Source organism: Rhodococcus phenolicus (assembly GCF_001646785.1).
GTDB classification, from domain to species: domain Bacteria; phylum Actinomycetota; class Actinomycetes; order Mycobacteriales; family Mycobacteriaceae; genus Rhodococcus; species Rhodococcus phenolicus.
Map to the genome: position 1 here is coordinate 1 of NZ_LRRH01000032.1, position 19769 is coordinate 19769.

Consider the following 19769-nt stretch of genomic DNA (forward strand, 5'->3'; position numbering starts at 1 on the left):
GTCCGGTGCGGTGTGCGGCGGAGGTGTTGGAGGTGCCGAAGTCGACCGCCAGGACCCAGCTCATCGTTGTCTTCCCTCTCGAAAGTTCAAATCTGTCACGCCGCCCGGCACGACAACCGTGCGGCAGCCTATAGCGCGCCGGACGCCGCCCGCGGCGGCGGTTTATCGCCGCGGTGGGCAGCGGGACGGCGGAACCTTCACGGCCACCTCGACGAACCGCAGGATGTCCGGCCCGAGACGCCACCCGGGTCGCACCGTTCCGTCGATCGTGTTCTCGTCGGCCGGCGAGGTGGCCGGAACGAGCGAGACCGCGCGATGCAGGGTCGGATCGAACGCAACGCCGGGTGGCGCATGGAGGCGTTCGACGCCGAGCGCGGCCAGACGCTCGATGACGATGCCGCGTTCCCGATCGTCGGCGGCCACATCCGCCGCGGCGATCAGATCGCCGATGTTCTCGCCGGTCACCATGGTGTGCCCCTCTGCGCTCGGGTCGGATCGACTCAGATCGGATCGGCGAGGCCGTCGGCGGACGTGTAGGTCTCGTCGGCCAGCCCGTCACCGTCGGTGTCGGTGGAGACGGTCGCGGTGTGGTTCTCGTCGAAAGTGACGACGGTGTCGATCCGCCCGTCGCCGTCGGCGTCGCTCTCCACCTGGTATGTCTCGAAATCGGCGTTCTCGTACCGGACCGTGTCGAAGGACCCGTCGAGATCGGTGTCGGCGTAGACAATCCGATTTCCGTCGGCGAGTTCGATCTCGGCCGATTCCACGACACCGTCACCGTTGAGATCGTTCGCGGTCAGCACGATGCCGTCCGGTGTGATCGTGGACGACGACAGCTCGCCGGCCCGCGGCGCGTCGACCGTGCCGTAACTCGTGTGGATCTGCTCCTGCGCGTTGGGCGCGTCCGGTGGCGGAATCGGAACGGAGTCCTCCTGCGCCGCAGCCGGTTCGGGTGCCCTTGCGGACTCCGCCGAGCGCAGCCGGTCGCTCAGCGAACCCAGCGGAGACGGCGGATGTCCGGATTCCGTTGCGGTGGTGTCGGGTCCGGACCGCAGTTCGTCCGCCAGGGATCCCAGGGATACCGGTGAGGGCTGAGTCGGTTCGGATGCGGTGTCGAGTGCGGACAGGTCCACGCCGAACGGGTCGGTCGAAGCGGCCACGGGAACTCCTCGAAGAAGGAACGGAAACAGTCCGGTCGGAATCAGGCCAGGTCGCCGTAGTCACCACCGGAGGACGCACCGGAATCGAACGCACCGGTATCGACGTAATCATCGGCCACACCGTCCCCGTCGTAGTCCACCGCACCGGTGTGCAGATCCACCGTTGCATCGACCCCACCGTCACCGTCGAGATCGAAGACCGCCTCGTCGAAGGTGCCGTCCCCGTCGTGATCGAAGGCATTGGCATCGACGATGCCGTCACCGTCGGTATCGGCGCCGATCAGATCGACGGTGCCGTCGGCATCGAGATCGACCAGCCCCAGGTCCGCGACCCCGTCCCCGTCGGTGTCGTACTCCGCGACGAGGCTGCCGTCGGTGTCGGTGTACTCGTCGAGCAGCACCGGCCCGGACGCGGCGCCGTCGGCCGCCGGACCGGACGCCAGGCCCGGGGCGCCGTGGCCGCCGCCGAGGCTGTCGGTGGTGCCGGTGCTGGTGGTGCTGCTGCTCGACGCCCCGGCCGAGGAGGCACGATCGGAGGAATCGGAGGCGGAGGAGGAACTGCCGTGCGAGGAGTCCGAGCCGGAGTTCGCCGAGGACCCGTAGGACGAGTCCGAGCTGGACGAGCCGGAGCTGTCGTAGCGTTCGTACCGTTCGTAGGACTCGTAGCTGGTCGAGCCTTCCTGCGCGGCGGCGGACGAGCCGTGGGAGGAGTCGGTGTCGAAGGACGAGTCGGTGCCGTAGGAGGAGTCCGAGCGGGTGCCGGCGGTGGAGGCCGAGTCGGTGCGGTCGGTGTTGCTCGAGCTGGTGCTGTCGGAGAAGGATCCGCGGGTTGCCATGTCGGTGCTGCCTTTCGCTCGCCGTGCGTGTCGGTGATAGGAGGACTCGGGTGTCGGGAAGGTTCCGGTCTCGCGCCGACTTTTCTCCGCGGCCGTCGATGCGCGAAGAAAACCGCAGGTGGCGAGGGATCGATCACTACGATCATGTGATCCACATCACTGTCGATGCTCGGAGCCGGTGGGTGACGGAGATCGGGGAGCCCGCTCGCTTTCCGGATCGTTTCGCAACGGTCGGGAACATTCCGGCGGGCTCGCGCATCGAACTCGAGAAGTGGATGCAATCGCGTTCACCGCGTACGACTGCACCAGTGGCCGTGAGGACTCTGCACATCCGGGTACCGAGCGGGCATCGGAGAAGGGGGAGCGATGACCGGCCAACAGGACCCGTCGCTGTGGGAGATGCTCGGTCTGGACCGGAACGACACGATCCCCGTGCTGCTGGAAGATCTGTGGGAGCGCATCGTCGAGATCGCCACGGACCCGGAGACACCGGAAGCCGGGGTCGATCTGATCCCCGGCGACGACATCGACATCGGCGACCTCGGACTCGATCCCGGGCACGATCCGCTTCTGTTCGACGACACCGACCCGACTCCGGACGCCGCGCCGGCGGACGCCGATCCGTTCGCCGCCGACGACCTCGACCCGGCACCCGAGCCGCCCGCCGATCACGACGCGACGCTTGATCCCGGAACCGGCGGCGACGACCTGATCTTCTGACAACCCTGATCTTCCGGCACGCACCGGAGGTCCGGACCGGCCGGTCGGCGTTCTGCGCCTCGACGCGGGACTCGGTAGCGTCGGGCCATGGATTTCGACGAGTGTTCACCCCCCCGACCGGAACGCTTCACCCGGTCGACACTCGCCGCTGCGCTTGCGGTGGCCGTCTCGCTCGCCTGCCTCGCTCTCGCGGCCATCCCGGTCAGGGACTCGCTCTACCTCGCGTTCGCCCGCACCACCGAGGCATCCCCCTTCGCGTCGCTCGCCGGATTCGTCGCGGAGAAGGGACCGCTCGTCCTGGTCGCCACGTTCGCGGTCCTGGCCGCCCGGACGTGGCAGCACGATCGGCGGGCCTTCCGGATGCTCGTCGCCGGCGGCGCCGGTGCGGTCGCCGCATATCTGACCAGCGAGACCGTCAAGCTGGTCATCACCGAACCCCGCCCGTGCCGGGCACTGAACGTGGCAACCGTCCTCGACTGCCCCGCGATCGGGGACTGGTCGTGGCCGTCGAACCATTCGGTCATCGCCGCTTCTCTCGCAACCGCCTGCATTCTCGCGGTACCCCGCGTCCTGTGGTTCGCGGCGCCCGTCGCTGTGCTCCTCGGTTTTTCCCGGGTGATGGTGGGCGTGCACTACGTGCACGACGTGCTGTCCGGTTTCGCTTTCGGGGTACTGGTCGTGACGACGGCGGTCGTCGTGTTGCGACCCGTCGTCGATCGGGTGTTCACAGCGCCGCGGGAATTCGAGCGGGTCGCCTGACCCGTCCCGTCTCCACCCGGCCGTCTCCGCGGGCCGGTCCGTTCCCGGTGACGGTCGCCGGAAGTGCCACGCCGGGCGCATGTTCCGTTGTCCGGTCGGCATGAGCGATCGTCGGATCGTCGTGCCTGAGCGCTGCGCCTGGGTCTCGTGGGGGCCGTGGGCCTGTCGATCGCTGCGAGTCTGGTGGTGCTGCCGTTCGTCACGATCCTGACGTTGCGGCGATTCCGACGAATCGGGGCGTCGCCCCGGCGATTTGCAGACTCGCGGCCCGTCGAGGTGCAAAGATGACGTCGCCAAACTGCAACGGCCGCGAGGAGCCCCGGATGGATCCCATCGTCGAGACAACGCTGGGCCGGGTTCGTGGGGTCACCAGCGCGGGAATATCGGTGTTCAAGGGAATTCCGTACGCGGCGCCACCGTTCGGGGACCTGCGTTTCGCGGCGCCTGCGCCCGCTCGGCCGTGGGACGGGATACGCGACGCTCTCGCGTTCGGTCCGACCGCGCCCAGCCCCGCGTACGCGACTCCGCTGGACCGGATGCTGCCGGACCCGGTGATTCCCGGCGACGAGATCCTCAACCTCAACGTCTGGACGCCCGATCTGGAGATGTCGCTGCCGGTGCTCGTGTGGATCCACGGCGGCGCGTTCGTCAACGGTAGCAGCGCCGTTCCGGTCTACGACGGTGCCGCGTTCGCGCGCGACGGCGTCGTGTTCGTGTCGATCAACTACCGGCTCGGTGCGGAAGGCTTCGCGTATCTCGACGGTGCCCCCGCCAACCGGGGTCTGCTCGACCAGGTCGCGGCGCTGCGATGGGTGCGCGAGAACATCGCCGCATTCGGCGGCAACCCCGACCTGGTCACCATCGCCGGCGAGTCGGCCGGTGCGATGAGCGTGACCGCGCTGATGGCGATGCCCGATGCGGAGGGTCTGTTCCGCCGCGCCGTCGCGCAGAGCGGTGCCGGCCACTCGGCGATGTCCGTCGGCACGGCGAAGCGGATCGCGGCCGCCCTGGCGGAGTCGTTGGGCGTCGAACCGACCCGGGACGGATTGGCAGCCGTCGACCCCACCGACGTGGTGGCGGCGCAGTTCGCCCTGTCCCGCCGGATCCTCGCCCGACCCGACCCGCAGGAGTGGGGTGAGGTCGCGGCCGATTCGATGGCGTTCGAACCGTGTGTGGACGGGACGGTGCTGCCGGGGCGGCCCATCGACCGGATCGTGGCAGGAGCATCCGCCGACGTCGATGTCCTCATCGGAACGAACGCCGACGAGTACAGCCTGTTCCTCGTTCCGGGAGGGGCGGATCAGGGCATCGACGAGAACGTGCTGCGGATGATGGTCGGCGCGTACGGCCTCGACGTGGAAACCGCCCTGGCCGCCTACCGGGAGTCGCGGCCGGGTGCGGCGCCCGGTCAGTTGCTGTCCGCGGTCCTCGGCGACTGGATGTTCCTGATCCCGGCGCTGCGTATCGCGGAGACACGCACGGTGCAGCTGCTCTCCACCTACGTGTATCGGTTCGAGTGGCCGTCGAGCCTGTTCGAGGGCCGGCTCGGCGCGACCCACGCGCTCGAGCTGGGCTTCACCTTCGACAACCTCGCGGCCGCCGGGGTCGAACTGCTGACCGGACCCCATCCGCCGCAGGTGCTCGCCGACGACATGCACCGGGCGTGGGTGTCGTTCGTGAGCACGGGCGGGCCCGGCTGGAGCCCGTACGGCGAGGCCCGCACGGTGATGTGCTTCGGGGCGGAGTCGGGTCAGCTGGAGGACCCGGGCGCGGAGGTCCGTGTGCTGTGGGACGGGATCCGGTAGCGATACCCGGAAAGCGGGCCATCAAACTTAGGTGTGACTCACTTCACGGGCCAAGGGATTCCTTCGCCGTTGGCCTACCTGTTACCGTATCGATACCGCTGACCGCAGCTGATTCAATCGCTGCGGTCAGTTGTTATTTGAGGGGTGGTTCGTTCAAATCCCGGTCGTCGAACGCGGATACGCGGCGGCGACATCGGTCAGCACGTTGATCAGGTAGGGCACACCCGCCGCGAAACCCCGGTCGAGCGCCGGCCCGATCTGCCGCGGATCCCGGACGAGTTCGCCGCCCGCACCGAGCGCCGTCGCCACTTCGTCGTACCGGGTGCCCGGGGTCAGATCCGCGGCGACGTCGTAGCCGTAGAGCAACTGCATCGGGCCCTTCTCGAGACCCCACGCCGAGTTGTTGCCGACGACGATCACCACCGGCAGTTGGTGGCGGACGAGAGTGTCGATGTCCATCAGCGACAGGCCTGCGGCCCCGTCACCGAGCAGCAGCACGACCTGGCTCGACGGGCGCGCGATGCGTGCGGCGATCGCCGCGCCGAGACCGGCACCGAGGCATCCGTACGGTCCCGGATCGAGCCACTGTCCGGGACGTTTCGGTTCGACGAATTTGCCTGCGAACGAAACGAAGTCGCCGCCGTCGCCGATGACGACCGCGTCGTCCGCCAGCCGCGGCAGCAGTTCCCCGTAGATGCGGGCGGGGTGGATCGGATCGGACTCGGCGCCGAGCAGCTCCGCGTCCCGCGCCGCCGCGGCGGCGACCTCGTCGCGAAGACGGCCCACCCAGTCGCCGGTGTCGGGCCGGGCCGGGAGTGCGGCGAGGATGCCGTCGAGGCACGAGGTGAGGTCGCCGGACGCCGAACCGGCAAGGCTCGCGTGGGCGGACACCTGCCCGGGGCTGTCCGCGATGTGCACGACCCGCGCGCCGGGCGCGCCGTCGCGACCACCGAACCGGCCGTAACCGAGCCGGAAGTCGAGGGGCGTTCCGACGACGATCGCCAGATCGCAGCTGCCGGTGGCGGAACCGCGTGCCTTCGTCACCAGCAGCGGATGCCCGCCCGGAACGACACCGCGGCCCATGCCGTTGGTGATCGCCGGGATCCGCAGTTCCTCGACGAACCGCAGTGCGGCGTCTTCGGCTGCGTCCGACCACACGTCGGTACCGAACACGACCAGCGGTCGCGAGGCGGTGGCCAGCAGGGCGGCGATCTCGTCGAGGGACTCGCCGTCCGGTTCGATCCGGACAGGCTGGGGCAGTGCCGCTTCCGGAGCCGTGGTGCGGCCGAACAGTTCGTCCATGGGAATGTCGACGAACGCGGGTCCGCGATGCGACGAGCCCGCCGCGGTGAACGCGGCGTCCACGGCCGGTGCGATCCGGTCGACGGTGGTGGCAGTCTCGGACAGTTTCGTGACGGTGTGCAGCAACGGGGGCTGGTCGAGTTCCTGCAGGCTTCCGGTGCCCCAGCGGGCGTTGGGTGCGCGCCCGCCGAGCACCACCAGCGGGGATCCGGAGAAATGCGCCTGGGTGACGGCGCTGATCCCGTTCGTGACGCCGGGACCCGCAGTGAGGACCGCGAGTCCCGGACAGCGTTCGAGTTTCCCGGTGGCTTCGGCGGCGAACACCGCGGTCTGTTCGTGCCGCACGTCGATCAGCCGCATCGGCGATTCGCCCTTGACTACGGCGTCGTACAGGGGGAATACGTGTGCACCGGACAGGGTGAACATCGTCCGGGCGCCGTGGGCGCGGGCAACCGCCGCGGCGAGATCGCCGCCGTGCCCCTCGATTTCCGAGGCCATGCCGGAAGGCTACGGGCGCATCCGGCGCGGTGCGGCCGATTCGGCAGGACTCGGCGCCGAGGTCGTCCGGGTCACCACCCGGGGAGTGCCGGCAGCACCCGCGGTGGAACGTCCGTCGTCTCGGCACCGGCCGCTCCCGTGTGGATGCTGCGGCCCCAGGCCTGGCACCGCTGCCGGGTGCCGCCGGGATCGGCGGAGAAGGCGATGCTCCAGCCGGTTCCGGTGAACAGATCGGTCGCGGGGGATTGCCAGACACGTTGGCTCGAAGTCTGTTTCGTGTCCGAGCGTGTGTCGGTCGGCGCCGCGCCACCGTCTCCCCGGGTCGGTGACGTCCGCGTGAACCGGACGATGGACTCGATGTCCGGGGCGCTCGTGAAGTGATACCGGCCGTCCGGCCACCGCTCGGCGAGTTCGGATCGCTGTGTACACACGACGGCGTCGAAGCCGGTGTCGGTCGGTGTGACGGACAGCAGGTGCGCGCGCAGTGTTCCGGCGAGGTGCCGGTCCGGCAGAGGCGTGATCACGCTCGCGGAGGCGGGGTCGAGGACGCCCGCGAATCCGGGATAGGAGCTCTCGGGACCGACGTAGCGGGCGATGATCCACGACTCCTCGGCGGCTCGCACGAGACTGCCTCGTTCGTCCTGCAGGTGGATGCCGGGCTCGGCGGACCAGACGACGGTGGCGCCCTGGATCTGCTCCGGTGACCGATACTGCCCGGTCGTGTCGCCCGGTGCCGCGCCGCCGGATTCGGTGCCCGAGCAGGACACCACCGTCACGAGCGCGCTCACCGTGACCGTCGCGTGTACCACTGTGCGGCGTAGTGACCGCGCTCGGCGTGGTGAATCGGACGTCGACGACATGTCCATTCGGTCCCTCTCGGCCTCGGAGTCGGATTCCTCGGAGGGGTTGGACGCACCGGTGAACCGATCGGTTCCCCACGGCGGCCGATTGTTTCGCCGGTAGGCGGTTCAGGCGAACCGCAGCGCGGCGGAGAGGAACGCGTTGCGGAGGCCGGTGGCGCGGCGCGCCGTCGTGATCCGGCTCATGAGGTGCGAGGCCGTCACCAGTCGCTGGGTGCGGCGGCGGCGCTCGCGGTCGTAGCGGCGGAGGGCATCCGGCACCGGATGTTCGGTGAGCAGGGTCGCGAGCGTGGCACCGTCGACCATCGCCTCGCATGCCCCGCGCCCCAGGTTCGGTGCCATGGCGTGCGCGGCGTCGCCGATCAGCGCGACGGTGCCGTGCACGTAGGACGGCAGCCTCGGCGACTCGTACAGGTCGTGATGGAGCACCGTGCCCGGCTCGACACGCTCGAGCACATCGCGTACCGCGGGATGCCAGTGCCGAAATCGGTCGCGTAGGTCGCCGAGGCCGCCGGTGGATCCGGCGGGGGCGCGGACGGCGGCAAACCAGTTGGTGAGGTCGCCGTCGCGTGGCGTGATCCCGAAGAGCGCTCCCGGCCCCCAGCTTTCGCTCATGTCGTCGGTGGCACCGCCGACCCAGCCGCGCCAGGCCGTCGACCCGGTGTACACGGGCCGGTACCGGGCTCCGAACAGAAGGTCGCGGGTGGGGCTGCCGATGCCGTCCGCGGCGATCACGACGTCGTAGCCGGTGAGTTCACCGGGTGGGGGTGCCGGGCGGCCGAAGCGGATCGTTCCGGAGGGGACGCCGTCGGCCAGGAGACCGAGCAGGGCCGGGCGTGAGAGCAGCACCGCGGGCCGACGGATCCCCTCCAGTCGCGCGATGACCGTTCCGTCCCACCGGCGCATCGTCCCCGCTGTCTGCAGCACGCCCCGGGTTTCCGCCGCGCCGCCGAGACCCGCGGTGCCGAGGGCATCGAGAGCCTCGGGCCACAGCCCCAGGGCGGTACCGGTTTCCGGCAGCGACGCGGAGCGTTCGAACACGTCGACGTGCCAGCCGTGGCGGAGGAGCGCGTTCGCGGCGGTGAGGCCGCCGATTCCGCCGCCCAGTACCGCGGCCTTCCCGGTTCGTGTGGTCATGGATCGAACGTACTACACCTGTAGTGCGGTGTCACTACTGTTGTAGTGTCGTTGGGTGTCCGACAAGCGCAGCACCGTTCTCGACGCGGCGATCGACCTGCTCGGCAGGGAGGGGATGCGCGGGCTGACCCACCGCGGCGTCGATTCGGCCGCGGGTCTCCCGGCAGGCTCGACGTCCAACTACTTCCGCACCCGGCGTGCCCTGCTCGAAGGTGTGCTCGACCGCCTCGTGGACCGCGACCGTGCCGACGCGGCCGCGTTGATCGGGCCGGCCCCACGCACCACCGACGACCTCGTGGAGCTGTTCGTCGGCTACGTGCTCACCGCGACCGGTCCCGACGTGGTGCGTACCCGGGCTCGCTATGCGCTGTTCGTCGAGGCGGCCTCGGTCGCCGAGTTGCGCGCGGCGGTGCAGCAGCGGCGCGACGAACTGCGCACCTGGGGGATCGGGATGCTCACGACGCTCGGAATCGGGACCGACGCCGGCGACGCCGAACACTGCGCGCGGGTGCTCATGGACTACCTCGACGGCGTGATCCTGCATCGGCTGACGTCGGAGGACGAGCCCCACCCGCGCGACGGCATCCGGCGGGTGCTCGACGCGCTTCTGTGACGGACCCGGCGATCCGGGCCGGCGTCGGTAGGTTTCCCCGACGCGGCACGACGTGCCTGCGCGGCCTTGTCACTGCCGCGCTACAGCCGTGTTAACGGCACATAACCGCAGTTCAGGGGTTGGGTAGGGCAGCCTTGCTTGCGTGGCACCTGCATGTTTGGCATATCGTCTGTTCAAGACGGTGGACGCACAACGTCCCCACCGGCCGGAAGTTCCAGGGCCCGAGCTGCCGAAAAAAGGCACCCGCATCGTCGCGGAAGGGCGGATACTGACGGTTGTCGGTGCCGATCCACCTCGTGTCGGTACTTGCTCACAGCAAGTAGATGGCCATCAGCGCTGCTGGTCGTCGGTGCTATCACATGCAACGAAGGCTAGGTATGAAGCATCTTCCCGGGCCTCAAGGGCTCTACCACCCGGCGAACGAGCACGACTCCTGCGGCGTCGCTTTCGTCGTCGACATGCACGGACGCAAGAGCCGGGACATCGTCGCCAAGGCGATCACCGCACTCGTGAACCTGGAGCACCGCGGCGCCGCGGGAGCGGAGACGAACACCGGCGACGGCGCCGGCATTCTCATCCAGGTCCCGGACCGGTACTTCCGCGAGGTCGTCGACTTCGACCTCCCCGAAGCCGGTGCGTACGCAACGGGTATCGCGTTCCTGCCGCAGGATGCCGCCGCGGCCGACGCCGCGCAGGCGGCCGTCGACGCGATCGTCGCGGAGGAGGGCCTCGAGGTTCTCGGCTGGCGCGAGGTGCCCGTCGACGACTCCGACCTCGGCTCGATGGCCAAGGACGCCATGCCGACGTTCCGGCAGATCTTCATCGCCTCCGGTGCCCGCACCCTGACCGGCCTCGATCTCGAGCGCCGCGCCTACGTCGTGCGCAAGCGCACCGAGCACGAGCTCGGCAACGAGGGTTCCGGCGAGGACGGCCCCGGCAGCGAGACCGTGTACTTCCCGAGCCTGTCGCCGTCGACGTTCGTCTACAAGGGCATGCTCACCACCCCGCAGCTCGAAGGCTTCTACATCGACCTGCAGGACGAGCGGGTCGAGTCGGCGCTCGGCCTCGTGCACTCGCGCTTCTCCACCAACACGTTCCCGTCGTGGCCGCTCGCGCACCCCTTCCGCCGTGTCGCGCACAACGGTGAGATCAACACCGTCACCGGCAACGCGAACTGGATGCGGGCCCGCGAGGCGCTCATCGACTCCGAGATCTTCGGCGGTCGCGACAAGCTCGACAAGATCTTCCCGATCTGCACCGACGGCGCGTCCGACACCGCGCGTTTCGACGAGGTGCTCGAGCTGCTGCACCTCGGTGGCCGCAGCCTCCCGCACGCCGTGCTCATGATGATCCCCGAGGCCTGGGAACGTCACGAGAGCATGGATCCGGCGCGCAAGGCGTTCTACGAGTACCACTCGGCGCTCATGGAGCCGTGGGACGGTCCGGCGTCGGTGTGCTTCACCGACGGCACCGTCATCGGTGCCGTGCTCGACCGCAACGGCCTGCGTCCGTCCCGCGTGTGGGTCACCGACGACGGTCTCGTCGTCATGGCCTCCGAAGTCGGCGTGCTCGACATCGCCCCGGAGAAGATCGTGCGCAAGATGCGCATGCAGCCGGGCCGCATGTTCCTCGTCGACACCGCGCAGGGTCGCATCATCGACGACAACGAGATCAAGAACGAACTTGCCACCGAGCACCCCTACCAGGAGTGGATCGACCAGGGCGTCAGCCGGCTCGAGGATCTGCCGCCGAGCAAGTACACCTACATGTCGCACGAGCGTGTGGTGCTGCGCCAGCAGGTCTTCGGCTACACCAACGAAGAGGTCAACCTCCTCGTCAAGCCGATGGCGGCCAGCGGCATCGAAGCCCTCGGTTCCATGGGCACCGACACCCCCATCGCGGTGCTGTCGTCGCGTCCGCGGATGCTGTTCGACTTCTTCCAGCAGTTGTTCGCGCAGGTCACCAACCCGCCGCTCGACGCCATCCGCGAGGAGATCGTCACGAGCCTCGGCGGCATGCTCGGGCCCGAGGGCGACCTGCTGAACCCGACCGCCGAGTCGTGCCGCCAGATCCTGGTGTCCGCACCCGTGATCGACAACGACGACCTGCAGAAGCTCATCCACGTCAACGACGACGGGCAGTTCCCCGGCTTCAACAGCGTCATCATCCGCGGCCTCTACAAGGTCGCCGACGGCGGCGAGGGACTGAAGGACGCGCTCGACTCGATCCGCGGCCAGGTGTCGGAGGCGATCGCCGGTGGCGCCCGCCTGATCGTGCTGTCGGACCGCGAGTCCGACGAGACCATGGCTCCGATCCCGTCGCTGCTGCTCACCTCCGCGGTGCACCACCACCTCGTCCGCGAGAAGACCCGCACCCAGGCGGGCCTGCTCGTCGAGGCCGGCGACGCCCGCGAGGTGCACCACATCGCCGCCCTGTGCGGTTTCGGTGCCGCCGTGGTCAACCCGTACATGGCGTTCGAGACGATCGACGAGCTGCTGCAGAACGGCGACCTGCCCGAGGGCATCACCCTCGAGAAGGCGATCCGGAACTACATCAAGGCCGCCTCGAAGGGTGTGCTGAAGGTGATGTCCAAGATGGGCATCTCCACGCTCGCGTCCTACACCGGCGCGCAGCTGTTCCAGGTGATCGGCCTGTCGCAGGAACTCGTCGACGAGTACTTCACCGGCCTGCAGTCGCAGCTTGGCGGTGTCGGCCTCGACGAGATCGCCCACGACGTCGCGGTCCGGCACGCGTCGGCGTTCCTGGACCGTCCGTCCGAGCACGCGCACCGCGAGCTCGAGGTCGGCGGCGAGTACCAGTGGCGCCGGGAGGGCGAGTACCACCTGTTCAACCCGGACACGGTGTTCAAGCTCCAGCACGCCACCCGCACCGGCCAGTACTCGATCTTCAAGGAGTACACCAAGCTGGTCGACGACCAGTCGACGCAGCTCGCGTCGCTGCGCGGCCTGTTCGAGTTCCGCACGGGCCTGCGTCCGGCGGTGCCGCTCGACGAGGTCGAGCCGGCGACCGAGATCGTCAAGCGGTTCTCGACCGGCGCGATGAGCTACGGCTCCATCTCGGCCGAGGCCCACGAGACCCTCGCGATCGCGATGAACCGCCTCGGTGGCCGCTCGAATTCCGGTGAGGGCGGCGAGCATCCGTCGCGCTTCACGCCGGAGGAGAACGGCGACTGGCGGCGTTCGGCGATCAAGCAGGTCGCCTCGGGCCGCTTCGGTGTCACCTCGCACTACCTGACGAACTGCACCGACATCCAGATCAAGATGGCGCAGGGCGCCAAGCCCGGTGAGGGCGGCCAGCTTCCGCCGCACAAGGTATACCCGTGGGTCGCCGAGGTGCGCGGTTCGACGCCGGGCGTCGGCCTCATCTCGCCGCCGCCGCACCACGACATCTACTCGATCGAGGATCTCGCGCAGCTCATCCACGATCTGAAGAACGCCAACCCGCAGGCCCGGATCCACGTGAAGCTGGTGTCCGAGCTCGGTGTCGGCACCGTCGCGGCGGGTGTCTCGAAGGCGCACGCGGACGTCGTGCTCATCTCCGGTCACGACGGTGGCACCGGTGCCTCCCCGCTGACCTCGCTCAAGCACGCGGGCGCACCGTGGGAGATCGGCCTGGCCGAGACCCAGCAGACGCTGATGCTCAACGGTCTGCGCGACCGCATCGTCGTGCAGGTCGACGGTCAGATGAAGACCGGTCGTGACGTGATGATCGCGGCGCTGCTCGGCGGCGAGGAGTTCGGTTTCGCGACGGCCCCGCTGGTGGTGTCCGGCTGCATCATGATGCGCGTGTGCCACCTCGACACCTGCCCCGTGGGTGTGGCGACGCAGAACCCAGTGCTGCGCAAGCGGTTCACCGGCAAGCCGGAGTTCGTCGAGAACTTCATGCTCTACATCGCCGAGGAGGTGCGCGAGCTGCTCGCCGAGCTGGGTTTCCGCAGCCTCGACGAGGCCATCGGGCAGGTCGAGTTCCTCGACACCACCAAGGCGGTCGAGCACTACCGGGCGTCGAAGCTGGACCTGTCGCCGCTGCTCGAGAAGGTCACCTCCCCGATCTTCGGGGAGCAGGACCTGTACTGCACCAAGGAGCAGGACCACGCGCTGGACAAGGCCCTCGACAACGAGCTGATCGCCAAGGCGCAGGCCGCGCTCGAGAACGGTGAGAAGGTCGTCATCGAGACGCCCATCACCAACGTCAACCGCACCGTCGGCACCATGCTCGGTCACGAGGTCACCAAGGTGTACGGCGGAGAAGGCCTGCCGGACGACACGATCGACATCACCTTCACCGGATCGGCCGGTAACAGCTTCGGGGCATTCGTGCCCAAGGGCATCACCCTGCGCCTGTTCGGCGACGGCAACGACTTCGTCGGCAAGGGGCTGTCCGGTGGCCGCATCGTGGTGCGCCCGCCGCACTCCACCGCACCGGGATTCGTCGCCGAGGACAACATCGTCGCCGGCAACGTCATCCTGTTCGGCGCCACCGGCGGCGAGGTGCTCATCCGCGGTATCGCGGGCGAGCGGTTCGCGGTCCGCAACTCGGGTGCCACGGCCGTCGTCGAAGGCGTCGGCGACCACGGCTGCGAGTACATGACCGGTGGCAAGGTCGTCATCCTCGGCAAGACCGGGCGCAACTTCGGCGCCGGCATGTCCGGTGGTGTCGCGTTCGTCTACAACCCGGACAGCGACTTCGAGGCCAACCTCAACACCGAACTGGTCGATCTCGAAGACCTCGAAGGCGAGGACTTCGCGTGGCTCAAGGCCGCCATCGAACGGCACCGTGACGAGACGGGCTCCGAGGTCGCAGCCCGCATCCTGGCCGACTGGTCGCAGCAGGTCAGCCATTTCGCGAAGGTCATGCCTCGCGATTACAAGAAGGTACTCATGGCAATCAAGGACGCCACCATTCGTGGTGCGAACGTTGACGAGGCGATCATGGAGGCGGCTCGTGGGTGATCCAAGCGGCTTCCTCAAGCACGGTTCGCGTGAAACGCCGGTCCGCCGGCCCGTCCCGCTGCGGCTCCTCGACTGGAAGGAGGTGTACGAGCCCTTTCCTCGTGACACCCTCCGAACCCAGGCCAGCCGCTGCATGGACTGCGGTATCCCGTTCTGCCACAACGGTTGCCCGCTCGGAAACCTGATTCCCGAGTGGAACGACCTGGTGTACAAGGGCAAGTGGGAAGACGGCATCGAGCGTCTGCACGCCACCAACAACTTCCCGGAGTTCACCGGGCGGCTGTGCCCGGCCCCCTGCGAGGCGTCGTGCGTCCTGGGGATCAACCAGGACCCGGTGACCATCAAGCAGGTCGAGGTCGAGCTGATCGAGAAGGCGTTCGACGACAACCGGGTCACCCCGGTTCCGCCGTCGAAGCTGACCGGGAAGAAGGTCGCGGTCGTCGGTTCCGGCCCCGCGGGTCTGGCTGCAGCGCAGCAGCTCACCCGCGCCGGCCACACCGTGACGGTGTTCGAGCGCGAGGACCGCATCGGCGGGCTCCTGCGCTACGGCATCCCGGAGTTCAAGATGGAGAAGCACTTCATCGACCGCCGCCTGGCGCAGATGGAGGCCGAGGGCACCGTCTTCAAGCCGGGCGTCAACGTGGGTGTGGACATCACCGCCGACGAGCTGCGCGAGCAGTTCGACGCCGTGGTCCTCGCCGGTGGCGCCACCGTCGCCCGCGACCTGCCGATCCCGGGCCGCGAACTCGACGGCATCCACCAGGCCATGGAGTTCCTGCCGTTGGCCAACCGGGTTCAGCTGGGTGACGCGATCACCGACGAGGACGGTCTGCCGCCCATCAACGCGAAGGGCAAGAAGGTCGTCATCATCGGCGGCGGCGACACGGGCGCCGACTGCCTGGGCACCTCGCACCGACAGGGCGCGGTCAGCGTGCACCAGTTCGAGATCATGCCGCGTCCGCCGGAGGACCGCGCCGACTCGACCCCGTGGCCGACCTACCCTCTGATGTACCGGGTGTCGTCCGCGCACGAGGAGGGCGGCGAGCGCGTGTTCTCCGTCAACACCGAGGAATTCGTCGGTGCGGACGGCAAGGTCACGGCACTCAAGGCGCACGAGGTGCAGATGGTCGCCGGCCGCTTCGAGAAGATCGACGGCACGGATTTCGAGCTCGAGGCCGACCTGGTTCTCCTCGCGATGGGCTTCGTCGGCCCCGAGAAGCCGGGCCTGCTCACGGATCTCGGGGTGGACTACAACGAGCGCGGCAACGTCGCCCGCTCGACGGAGTGGTCCACCAACGTCGACGGCGTCTTCGTCGCCGGCGACATGGGCCGCGGTCAGTCCCTGATCGTGTGGGCCATCGCAGAGGGTCGCTCCTGCGCGGCGGCGGTCGATCGGTACCTCGAGGGAGCAACGGCGCTTCCCGCACCGATCACCACCAGCACGATGCCGCAGCGCTGAGGTAGTCACTCGCCGACAGGGCGCGTCCACCGGGAACACCCGGAGGACGCGTCCTGTTCGGTTTACCCGGCCGTACGGTCACCGGGCCGTTATTGTCGAGCGCATGACCGGTAGGCACAGGATCACGAAGCGATCACTGACGGGCACTGCCGTGTTGATCGGTGCGGCGGCCGTCGTCGTGGGAACCGCGTCCCCCGCCTCGGCGGACACCGTGGACCCCGCCACGGGCGACTGCGTGCACAACCTCGGCGGACCGGTCGTCGTGGACGGCGGAGACCCCGTCGCACCGGTTTTCGGGTTCGAGGACATCCGCCTCATCGGACTCGACGGCGGCAGCGGCAACGCGTGCATCACGAATCTCGGTCCCGGCAGCGTGTCCGTCACGCGACCTGCGGGGCGCGTCGACGGACGGACCTCCGTCTCCACGGCGCCCGTCGAGATGCGTGTCGACGGTGGCATCGGCAACGTCGCCGTGACCAACGTCGGGGTGGGGGCGGTGACGGTGGACCGCCGCTGGGTCGCGCCGGGCCCGGCCCCGGTGCACGAGCCCGCACCCGAGGGCATACCGGAACTGATCCTCGACGCCGGCCGCGGCGGCGTGTTCGTCACGAACATCGGCGCCGGATCGGTGACGGTCGCGGACTGGGACGCGGCCGAGGGCCCGCTCCCCGAAGAGATCCCGGCGCCGCCCGGCATGGTCGTCACCGATCCGATCACCGGCAACGTCTACGTCACCAACCTGTTCGGGCCTGCCGTCACGGTCGTGCACGACGCGGGTTCGCGGGACCGCATCGTCGATCGCAGCGTCGTCGGCAACACCCTCGACCACGGAACGGGCAACGTGTTCGTCACGAACATCGGAGGAGGTCCGGTCACCGTCATCCGGAAATGACCTTCCGGGTCACGCTGCGTTCACGGCCGTGACATATTCGGCCGGGACAATCGGCCCGGAGCGAGAGCGATCGAGTCTGCAGGGGAGTCGTGGTGGGGCTGAAGCGAACGTTGACGTTGCTGGCGGCTGCGGTGGGCACCGCGCTGTCGTCGGCCGTGCTCGCGCCTGTGGCGCAGGCCGATCCGGCATGGTGCCCGAGCCTGAACGTCGTCGCGGTACCGGGGACGTGGGAGACGTCAAGCACTCCCGACCCGGCGCGCGGCAACGGCATGCTCGCGGCCGTGACCTCCGGTCTTCCCGCGGGCACCCGCGTGGACTACGTGCAGTACCCGGCGACCGCGTTCCCGTGGGAGGGCGACGTGTACGCGGCGTCGCGTCAGCGTGCCGTCGACAATGCACGTGGCCTGATCGCGGCGACCGCGGCGCAGTGCGCCTCCACCCGTTTCGCCCTCGTCGGCTACAGCCAGGGTGCCGACGCGGCAGGCGATCTCGCCGCGGAGATCGGTACGGGCCTCGGCGTGGTGCCGCCGCAGCGGCTCGCCGCGGTCGGGCTGCTCTCGGATCCGCGACGTTCGGAAACCGACATCCTCGTCGGCCCACCGGTCGCAGGAAGCGGTGCCGCGGGAGCGCGCATCGGCGGGTTCGGATTCGTCAGCGCGGACGTACGGACCATCTGCGCCGTCGGCGACCTGTACTGCTCGACCCCGAAGGACGACTTCATCACCCGCATGGCCGGATTCATCGCGGCCGGGGCGGGCAGCGCCCCGGATCGTTTCGACGACTACCGGGTCGAAGCGGAAGGCCTGTACAACGAGATCATGCGGGCAGGCGGGATACCGACCCTGCAGTTGCAGCTCACCCCGCAGGCCAACGACGCCCGCGAGGTGGAGATCCGGAAGTTCTACGAATCCCAGGTACACCAGGACTACGGCATGTACGTCGTCGACGACCGCGGTACCACCGCGACCACCTGGTTGCGGAACTGGCTCGCCTCCAAGGCGTGACGGTTCGCCGCCGTACGGGTCAGTCGATCTCGAATCTCGACCCGACACGCATCGCGCGCGGGGCGAGCCGGCTGATCCACTTGCGGGCCTTCGCCTCCGGCGCGACCGTCACGATCGGCTGATTGTGACGCACCGCCGAGACCATGGCATTCGCGACACGTTCGGGCGGTACCCCGAGCTTGCGGTACATCGCGGACGTCCGTGACCTCCGGGCCTTCGCGGTTTCCGGATCGGTCTCGACGAACTCGATGCTGCGGTTGAAGTTCGTCGAGACGAGGCTCGGGCACACCGCGGTCACGCCGATACCGTTCTCGAGCAGCTCGGCGCGCAGGCAGTCGGACAGCATCAGGACCGCGGCCTTGCTGGTGGCGTACGCGGCGATGCGTTTCTGCGGCATGAACGCCGCCGCGGACGACACGTTCACGATGTGCCCGCCGGTACCGCGCTCGATCATCTGCTCGGCGAACACACGGCACCCGTGGACGACCCCCCAGAAGTTGACGTCCATGATGTTCCGGAATGCGTCCTGCGGAGTGTCGACGAACGATCCGATCATGCCCAGTCCGGCATTGTTCACGAGGACATCGGCCACACCGTGCCGTTCGCGGACCGTTCTCGAGAACCGCCGGACCTGCTCCTCGTCGGTCACGTCCACGCGGTAGGCGTGGGCGCCGCCGCCGAACACGGCCCCGGCGCCACCCGTGTTCGGATCCGGCGTGTTCACGAGTTCGACGGTTTCTCGCGCCGACGCCAGGTCGATGTCGGCGACCACGACGATCGCCCCGGCCGCCGAGAACGCCTGGGCTGCGGAGCGGCCGATGCCGCTGCCGCCGCCCGTGACCACGACGAGAGTCCCGGTGAGATCGCGCAGCCGCAGGTGCAGGGCCGCGCCTCTGCGCCAGCGACGGATCTCGGACCAACGCGATGTCATGGATCCATCTTCCCGTGAGAGGCGGATCTTGGCAGCGAAGACGCGAGCGCCGGCAGTCGGGTGGACTGCCGGCGCTCGTGTCACCGAGGTTCGGGGTAGGGAAGGTCCGCCGCCGTCACCGGTTGTCGTCGTAGTTCGACGTCGGCCCGAGATTCATCGGACCGCTCCGGAACTGGTCCTGCTGCAGCGGAATCGGCGGGCCCTGCGGGTGCGGGACCTGCTGCTGGTGCATCGGCTGCGACTGGGACTGCTGCGGCGGCATCGGCTGAGCCTGCTGGTGGTGTGCCGCCTGCTTCGTCCGCGCGGCGGCCTGGTCGGCGTGCCGTGCCGGCTCGTCCGGCGCACGCAGGCGCCGCGGTCGTTCCGTCATCGCCTCGGGAGTGCTCTGCTGCACGTCGGTGAGCAGCGACCCGGGGAAGTAGATCGACGCGGTGATACCGGAGTTCGTCTCCGAATCGAAGGTCGGGCGCAGTCGCACGCTGATGCCGTTGCGGGCCGCGAGGCGACCGACCACGAACAGGCCCATCTGGCGGGGTGCGTGGATCTCGGCGCTGTCACCGGCGGCCAGACGCGAGTTGATCTCGTTGAGGATCTCCGGTGCGGTACCGATCCCGCTGTCGGCGATCTCGAGCAGCAGACCGCCGCCGACGGCCGGGGAGAACTCGAAGGTGACCGTGCTGTTCGGCGGTGAGGCCCGCAGCGCGTTGTCGACGAGTTCGGCCAGCATGTGCACGACGTCGGCGACGGCGCTGCCGACGAGGTAGCCCTGGGGGGTGCTGCCGATCCGCACCCGCTGGTAGTTCTCGACCTGGGAGACCGC

The 19769-nt window shown here is 69.0% G+C and carries 16 protein-coding genes; 8 read left to right on the top strand and 8 right to left on the bottom strand.

The window, feature by feature from the left end:
- Nucleotides 1–162 precede the first annotated feature (162 nt).
- The 3 genes from A8G15_RS10075 to A8G15_RS10085 are packed head-to-tail and all read right to left on the bottom strand — an operon-like array spanning nt 163 to nt 1996.
- Nucleotides 163–468, bottom strand: coding sequence for a nucleotide exchange factor GrpE (locus tag A8G15_RS10075; RefSeq protein WP_068158661.1), 306 nt, complete (start codon nt 466–468; stop codon nt 163–165).
- A gap of 32 nt (nt 469–500) precedes the next feature.
- Nucleotides 501–1160, bottom strand: a complete 660-nt coding sequence (locus A8G15_RS10080) for a hypothetical protein (protein ID WP_068158663.1) — start codon at nt 1158–1160, stop codon at nt 501–503.
- Nucleotides 1161–1201: 41 nt separating this feature from the next.
- Nucleotides 1202–1996 carry a hypothetical protein gene (locus tag A8G15_RS10085; protein WP_068158665.1) on the bottom strand — a complete coding sequence of 265 codons (795 nt, stop codon included), beginning with the start codon at nt 1994–1996 and terminating at the stop codon, nt 1202–1204.
- Between the two features lie 366 nt (nt 1997–2362).
- Here A8G15_RS10085 and A8G15_RS10090 point away from each other — a divergent pair, with 366 nt between their 5' ends.
- The 3 genes from A8G15_RS10090 (at nt 2363) to A8G15_RS10100 (ending at nt 5280) form a co-directional block, all read left to right on the top strand.
- Nucleotides 2363–2716, top strand: a complete 354-nt coding sequence (locus A8G15_RS10090; protein WP_068158667.1) for a hypothetical protein — start codon at nt 2363–2365, stop codon at nt 2714–2716.
- An 87-nt stretch (nt 2717–2803) separates the two neighbouring features.
- Entirely contained in the window at nt 2804–3475 is a 672-nt protein-coding gene (locus A8G15_RS10095; protein ID WP_245687786.1) for a phosphatase PAP2 family protein, read from the top strand.
- A gap of 323 nt (nt 3476–3798) precedes the next feature.
- Nucleotides 3799–5280, top strand: a complete 1482-nt coding sequence (locus A8G15_RS10100; RefSeq protein WP_068158669.1) for a carboxylesterase/lipase family protein — start codon at nt 3799–3801, stop codon at nt 5278–5280.
- A 153-nt stretch (nt 5281–5433) separates the two neighbouring features.
- Here A8G15_RS10100 and A8G15_RS10105 read toward each other — a convergent pair whose 3' ends face one another.
- From A8G15_RS10105 to A8G15_RS10115, 3 genes are all read right to left on the bottom strand, one after another.
- On the bottom strand, nt 5434–7080 hold the full coding sequence (locus A8G15_RS10105) for an acetolactate synthase (RefSeq protein WP_068158671.1): 1647 nt from the start codon (nt 7078–7080) through the stop codon (nt 5434–5436).
- A 71-nt stretch (nt 7081–7151) separates the two neighbouring features.
- Nucleotides 7152–7868 (bottom strand): hypothetical protein, encoded by a 717-nt coding sequence (locus A8G15_RS10110; RefSeq protein ID WP_156665328.1) that lies wholly within the window; start codon nt 7866–7868, stop codon nt 7152–7154.
- 180 nt (nt 7869–8048) lie between these two features.
- The gene (locus A8G15_RS10115; protein WP_068158673.1) at nt 8049–9077 is read right to left on the bottom strand and encodes an FAD-dependent monooxygenase; all 1029 of its coding nucleotides are present in this window, start codon (nt 9075–9077) and stop codon (nt 8049–8051) included.
- A gap of 55 nt (nt 9078–9132) precedes the next feature.
- Here A8G15_RS10115 and A8G15_RS10120 point away from each other — a divergent pair, with 55 nt between their 5' ends.
- The 5 genes from A8G15_RS10120 to A8G15_RS10140 all read left to right on the top strand — a co-directional run bounded on the left by A8G15_RS10120 (nt 9133) and on the right by A8G15_RS10140 (nt 18018).
- A complete protein-coding gene (locus tag A8G15_RS10120) occupies nt 9133–9690 on the top strand; it encodes a TetR/AcrR family transcriptional regulator (RefSeq protein ID WP_068158675.1) in 558 nt (185 codons plus the stop codon).
- Between the two features lie 377 nt (nt 9691–10067).
- A complete protein-coding gene (gene gltB / locus A8G15_RS10125) occupies nt 10068–14663 on the top strand; it encodes a glutamate synthase large subunit (RefSeq protein ID WP_068158678.1) in 4596 nt (1531 codons plus the stop codon).
- The gene (locus A8G15_RS10130) at nt 14656–16122 is read left to right on the top strand and encodes a glutamate synthase subunit beta (RefSeq protein WP_068158680.1); all 1467 of its coding nucleotides are present in this window, start codon (nt 14656–14658) and stop codon (nt 16120–16122) included. The genes gltB and A8G15_RS10130 overlap by 8 nt, the downstream gene beginning before the upstream one ends.
- Nucleotides 16123–16225: 103 nt before the next feature.
- Complete coding sequence (locus tag A8G15_RS10135) at nt 16226–17014, top strand: YncE family protein (RefSeq protein WP_068158682.1); 789 nt, start codon at nt 16226–16228, stop codon at nt 17012–17014.
- Between the two features lie 89 nt (nt 17015–17103).
- Nucleotides 17104–18018, top strand: coding sequence for a cutinase family protein (locus A8G15_RS10140; protein WP_425415083.1), 915 nt, complete (start codon nt 17104–17106; stop codon nt 18016–18018).
- 19 nt (nt 18019–18037) lie between these two features.
- On the opposite strand, the gene A8G15_RS10145 is transcribed toward A8G15_RS10140, so the two are convergent.
- Nucleotides 18038–18949: an SDR family NAD(P)-dependent oxidoreductase gene (locus tag A8G15_RS10145; protein WP_068158684.1), complete on the bottom strand. Its 912-nt coding sequence runs from the start codon at nt 18947–18949 to the stop codon at nt 18038–18040.
- Nucleotides 18950–19064: 115 nt separating this feature from the next.
- The coding region (locus tag A8G15_RS10150) for an ATP-binding protein (RefSeq protein WP_169833880.1) at nt 19065–19769 on the bottom strand (705 nt) is incomplete at its 5' end.